The 5,817-nt window shown below is 74.0% G+C and carries 5 protein-coding genes; all 5 read right to left on the minus strand.

Annotation, left to right across the window (positions count from 1 at the left end):
• Positions 1-157 precede the first annotated feature (157 nt).
• On the minus strand, positions 158-1,087 hold the full coding sequence (locus AC1DUQ_RS16150) for an Fpg/Nei family DNA glycosylase (RefSeq protein ID WP_477074134.1): 930 nt from the start codon (positions 1,085-1,087) through the stop codon (positions 158-160).
• A gap of 10 nt (positions 1,088-1,097) precedes the next feature.
• Positions 1,098-2,984: an AAA family ATPase gene (locus AC1DUQ_RS16155; RefSeq protein WP_477060863.1), complete on the minus strand. Its 1,887-nt coding sequence runs from the start codon at positions 2,982-2,984 to the stop codon at positions 1,098-1,100.
• Positions 2,985-3,114: 130 nt separating this feature from the next.
• Entirely contained in the window at positions 3,115-3,909 is a 795-nt protein-coding gene (locus tag AC1DUQ_RS16160; RefSeq protein WP_477060862.1) for a tyrosine-protein phosphatase, read from the minus strand.
• Between the two features lie 5 nt (positions 3,910-3,914).
• Complete coding sequence (locus AC1DUQ_RS16165; RefSeq protein ID WP_477074135.1) at positions 3,915-5,147, minus strand: RNA polymerase sigma factor; 1,233 nt, start codon at positions 5,145-5,147, stop codon at positions 3,915-3,917.
• On the minus strand, positions 5,131-5,517 hold the full coding sequence (locus AC1DUQ_RS16170; protein WP_477061623.1) for a YciI family protein: 387 nt from the start codon (positions 5,515-5,517) through the stop codon (positions 5,131-5,133). The genes AC1DUQ_RS16165 and AC1DUQ_RS16170 overlap by 17 nt, the downstream gene beginning before the upstream one ends.
• Between the last annotated feature and the right edge of the window lie 300 nt (positions 5,518-5,817).

The raw sequence follows: 5,817 nt of genomic DNA on the forward strand, positions 1-5,817 counted from the left end.
CTCGCGGTGACCGACTCGCAGTATGCCGACGACGCCGACCCCACCCGGGCACGCGAACGCGCCCAGGCCGCCCTCGGCGACGACCCCTACGGCCTGCGGTCGGAGTTCGTCACCCTGATCGACACCTACCGGGAGATCACCGGCTGAACGCCGTCGGTCAGACCTGGCAGGTCGGGCACCAGTACAGCTTGCGGCCGGCCATCTCCTCGACGACCACCGGGGTGCCGCTGACCAGGCACGGCAGCCCGGTGCGGTGGTACACCCAGTGCCGCAGGGTGGTGTCCGTGGCGGACTGTGCGCGCTCCGCTGCCGACAGGTCCTCGCGCGTCAGGATGTAGCCCCGCTCGATCCCGTCGGCCAGCAGGACGGCCCAGTCGTCCCACAGCGCGCGGGCCACCTCGCGCGGGACGCGGCGGCCGGGGGTGTGCGGGTCGAGGCGGGCGCGGAACAGGAGCTCGGCGCGGTAGATGTTGCCGATCCCGGCGACCACCGTCTGGTCCATGAGCAGCTGGCCCACCGCGACGTTCCGGGAGGTCAGCCGGTCCACGACGACCTCCCCGGCGGCGGCCGGGTCGGCGGTCGACGCCGGGTCCGGTCCGAGCCGGCCGATCGCCGCAGCCGCCCCGCCCGGGTSGAGCACCTCGCACGCCGACGGACCCCGCAGGTCGGCGACCGTCGCGTCGCTCGCCAGCCGCACGCGGACCTRACCGACCGGGTGCGGCGGAAACACCACCAGCCCACCCTCGTCGGCCGGCCCCTCCCGCTCGTCCTCGCCCATCCGCACGGCCCGGCGCAGCCGCGGCGCCCCCATGCTGCCCGCCGCGAAGCCACCGGGCGTCAGCGGGGTCAGCGACCCGTGGAAGTCCCACGCGCCGTACAGGCCCAGGTGCACGCGCAGCACGTCACCGGACTCGAACGTGCAGAACAGCTGCTTGCCCACCGCGTCCGCGGACACCATGACCTGCCCGTCGATCCGCGCCGCGCCGGCCGCGAACCTGCCCTGCGGCGAGGTCACAGCCAGTCGCCGACCGACGAGGTCCTGCGTGAGCTGACGGGCGATGCGGTGGACGGTATGACCTTCGGGCACGCTCCGAAGGCTAGGCGACCCGCAGGCGCTCCGCCGCGATGGCAGCCTGCGCCGCAGCCCCGGCGGCCACCGCTGCGCTCTTCTCGTCCTCCTGGCGCTCCAGCATCTGCTGCTGCGCCAGCGCGGCCGACTCGAGCACGGCGGTGATCTCGTCGCCGATGAGCTCGTGCCGCTCGAGCAGGGCGTCCCGGAGCGCCTCGACCAGGTGGCGGTGCCGGGACAGCAGGCGGCGGACGGTGCTGCGGGCGTCGTCGAGGACGGCCTCCAGCTGCGCGCGGGCCTGGGAGTCGCTGAGCACCGCGGAGACCAGGTCGTGCGGCGTCGCGGCGAACGAGATGAGCGACCCCGTCATGCCGGCGGCACCCACCATCTGCGCGGCGGTGCGGGTGGCCGACGCGAGGTCCCCGGCAGGACCGGTGCTCGTCTGGCCGAAGAACAGCTCCTCGGCCACCCAGCCGCCCATGGCGATCTGCACGAGCGCACGCAGGTCGTAGTGCGAGTGCGTCCAGACCTCCTCGCAGTCACCGTGCGCGAGCAGCCCGAGGGCGTCACCGCGGCGGACGATCGTGAGCACCTCGAGCGTGCGGTTGGGGGCGGCGAGCCAGGCGGTGACCGCGTGGCCGGCCTCGTGGGTGGCGATGAGCCGCTCCTCGGCCTCCGTGTACCGGACGGGCTGGCCGATGCCCACCATCTCGGTGATCCGGGCGTGCTCGATGTCCGCGTACGTCATGGCCATCGAGCCGCGGCGCAGCGCGTTGACCAGCGCCTCGTCCAGCAGGTGCTCGATCATCACCGGTGTCCAGCCGTTCGTCGCGGCTGCCAGCCGGTCCCGCAGGGCCGTGTCGTCCAGCTCGGAGTCCGTGGACCGGCGTGCCAGGAAGTGGTCGACGAGCGCCCGCCGACCGACCGCGTCGGGCGTCGCGAACGTGAGCCGCCGGTCGAATCGCCCCGGACGCAGCAGGGCCGGGTCGAGGGAGTCGGCGCGGTTGGTGGCGGCGATGAGCAGGATCGGAGCCTTGACGGGCTTGCGCTGGCGCATCTGACGGGCGACCGGGAGGAGCAGGTTGGCGCGCGCGATGAACCAGTTGACGAGCTTGTCGGACGTCGTGGGCTGGTCGAACGACTGCATCTGCACGAGCAGCTCGTTGACCACGCCGCCCGTCCCCTCGCTGATCACGGCGTTGGTGACCACGTGCGGGACCCGGAAGGCGTCGAACGGGCTCGTGGCCACCGCGGCGGACGACAGGCCACCGCGGCGGATGGCGATCGCGTCGATCTCCTCGATGAACCCGATCGCGCCGCCCTCCGTGCGGGCGGCCTTGCGCAGCGCCTTGAAGTACGCGCGGATCTTCTTGGCGGTGGCGCCGTAGTACATCGACTGGAACGACGTCGCCGAGACGAACAGGAACGGCACCCCCGCCTCGGCGGCCATCGCCTTGGCGGTCATCGTCTTGCCGGTGCCCGGCAGGCCCTCGAACAGCAGGCCGCGGCGCGGGGTCCCACCCATCTGCTCGGCGAACTGCTTGTGCGTCTGGAACAGGTCGATCGAGCGGCGCACGTCCTCCTTGACGGGGTCGATGCCGATGACGTCGTCCAGCCGGACGTCCACCTGCTCGGGCCGGTAGACCACGTGCGGGGAACGGGCGGTGCCCACCTGCGTACCGACGAGGAGCACCAGCAGAGCCGCGAAGAACAGCACCGGGACCAGGATCAGCGGGTCGATCTGCGGCATCGGGGGAAGCAGCGGCCGGTTCAGCAGCGCACTGCCGATGACGTACGCCTCGACGGCGATGACGAACGCGGCGAACCGGTACACGCGCTTGCGGCGGACCCGGTCGCGCTCGAGCGCGATGTCGTGCGCACCCCGTCGGATGGGGGAGACGATCTCGTCGGCCACAGGCGTGCCTTTCCCTCGGCGCCTGGGTTCAGACGACGCTGCGTCGCGGGAGGTGCGATCCGCCCATGGTCGGCCCGACCGGGTGAGTCGGCAAGATCGGACATATCGGACCACCCGAACGGTCCAACGCTCACCCGTCCGTGCGCAGCGTCCTGCGGAGCGCCTCGACCTCGACGGCCCCGAGCCCGAGACCGGCCGACAGGTACCCCTCGAACGACCCGAAACGCTCGCGCACGAGGGCCAGCGCGGTCTCCAGGTACTCCGCACGCACCTCCACCAGCGGGCGCAGGTCGTCCGGGTTCCCGCCGGCGTCACCGACCTGCTGGAGCAGCGGCGCGTACGTCGCGCCGACCGCGGGACCGACCGCGAGGTACTCCTCCATCGCGCCCTCCTCGTCGACCCCCGCGGCCAGCAGCAGGACGGTCGTCCCCCACCCGGTGCGGTCCTTGCCCGCGGTGCAGTGGAACAGGACCGCCCGGCGCTCGGCGTCGATCACCGTGCGGACCAGTCCCGCGTACGCCTGCCGGGCGGCCTCGCCGATCACGAGGCGCCGGTAGACGGCGAGCATCTGCCCGGCCAGGTCGAGGTCCGCGAGGGCGTCGGCACCAGCGCCTGCCAGCACGGCGGGGAGCTGGGCCGCGGCACCGCCAGGCAGGTCCGCGAGCGCGTCGAGCACCCGCAGCCGCGCACCCGCGGGCATCCGGTCGGGGCGGCTCGACCGCTCCGCCTCGGTGCGCAGGTCCACCACGGTCCTGATCCGCAGCCCCGCCAGCACCGCGTCCGTGCCGACCGACGGGTCGGCCAGCTCGGCCGAGCGGAACGCGACCCCCGTCGCGACCGTCCCGCCGTCGGCGGTGGCGCGGCCCCCGAGGTCGCGCAGGTTGGTCACGGCGGGTGAGAACAGGACGTGCGGGTCGGCGGCCACGGGCCTCAGGATGCCGAACCGTGGCGCAGCCGTGCCACCTGCACCAGCAGGTAGTCGCGCTCGGCCAGGCTGGTGGTCCCGCGCGCGGCCAGGAGCAGCTGGTCGGCGGCCTCGCCCGGCCGGCCCGCGCGTTCCAGCAGGTGTCCGCGGACGGCCGCCAGCCGGTGGTGCCCGGGGAGCCGGTCGTCGAGCGTGGCCAGCAGCCGGAGCCCGGCGTCGGGGCCCTGGACCATGGCGAGGGCGACCGCGCGGTTGAGCGTGACCATCGGGTTGCCCGTCACGCGCTCGAGCAGCGCGTACAGGGCCAGCAGCTGCGGCCAGTCGGTCCCGTCGGTGCTCGGCGCCTCGTCGTGCACCGCGGCGATCGCGGCCTGCAGCTGGTACTCCCCCACCGCGCCCCGCGCCAGGGCGTCCTCGAGGAGCGCGGTCCCCTCGTCGATCATCGCCCGGTCCCAGAGCCCGCGGTCCTGGTCCGTCAACGAGACCAGCTCGCCGCGCGGTCCCGTGCGGGCGGGGCGGCGGGCGTCGGTGAGCAGGACGAGCGCGAGCAGGCCCGCCACCTCGGGGTCCTCGGACAGGCTGCCGTGCAGGGTGCGGGCCAGCCGCAGCGCCTCGGCGGCGAGGTCGGCGCGGGCCACCGACGAGCCCGTCGTGCTGGCGTAGCCCTCGTTGAACATCAGGTAGAGCACGCGCAGGACCGCTCGCAGCCGGGCGGGGTAGTCCTCGGGCGACGGCATCCGGAACGGACCGTCCAGCTCCCGCAGCGCCCTGCGCGCCCGGCTGAGCCGCTGCGCCATCGTGGTCTCCGGCACCAGGAAGGCGCGGGCGATCTCCGCGGTGGTCAGCCCGCCCAGCGAGCGGAGGGTGAGGGCGACGGCGGACGCCGGACTGAGCGCGGGGTGGCAGCAGCCGAACAGCAGCAGGAGCGAGTCGTCGGTCTCGATCGCGTCCCCCGCGTCGACGGCCTCCATGGTGCCGACGAGCTCCTCGCGCCGGCGTCGCGCCTCCTCGCTGCGGTACCGGTCGACCAGCTTGTTCTGCCCGACGACCACCAGCCACGCCCGCGGGTTGTCCGGCACGCCCTGCGCCGGCCATTGCGTCGTCGCGGCCAGCAGCGCGTCCTGCAGCGCGTCCTGCGCGTCCGCGAGGTCCCCGGACCGGCGGACCAGCACGCCGAGGACCTGCGGCGCCAGCTCGCGCAGCAGGTCCTCGAGGGGCGGGTCACTCGACAGGAGCAGGCGCCTCCATCAGGGCGCGGACCTCGAAGACCTGCTGCATCGGGACGCCGTCGGGGCCGGGGGCGGCCGAGGCCTGCGCGGCGATCGCGACGGCGCGGGCCTCGTCCTCGACGTCGACCATCCAGTAGCCGGCCAGGAACTCCTTCGACTCCGGGAACGGTCCGTCGGTGACCACCGGGGCGGACACCCCGTCGCTCGTCACGAACTTCGCGGAGTCCGGCCACGCGAGACCCTGCCCGTCGACGAACTCACCGCTGGCCACCAGCTCGGCGCCGAGGTCGTGCTGGAACTGGATGTGCCGCTGCACGTCCTCGGGAGCCCACTGGTCGATCGGGGGGACGCCCTCGACGAAGTAGTTCATGAGCAGCATGTACTTCACGGTGTGCACTCCGTCTCTCGGGGCCCGGCGGCCCCTCTCGTGGGGTGGTCGGAGCCGCGGGCGGGTTCTCGACATGCATCCTGTCGGGGATCCGGCGGCGGCGACAGGTGCCGAGTTGGCCGTCGGGCTCGGCGGGGCGCACGATGGCCCGGACGACGGGGGTGTGCGGGTGGTGCGCACGACGATCGCGGCTCTGACCGCGCTGGCCGTCCTGGCACTCGCCGGGGCGTGCGCGGACGCGCCCGTGGCCGCCCCTCCCGCCGCGGTGGTCGTCGCTGCCCCGGTCACGGT

Source organism: Cellulomonas sp. P4_B5_2, from assembly GCF_056402235.1.

Coding starts and splice junctions, on each gene's coding strand:
- AC1DUQ_RS16170 (WP_477061623.1), bottom strand. CDS start 5,517: ATGCTGCTCATGAACTACTTCGTCGAGGGCGTCCCCCCGATCGACCAG.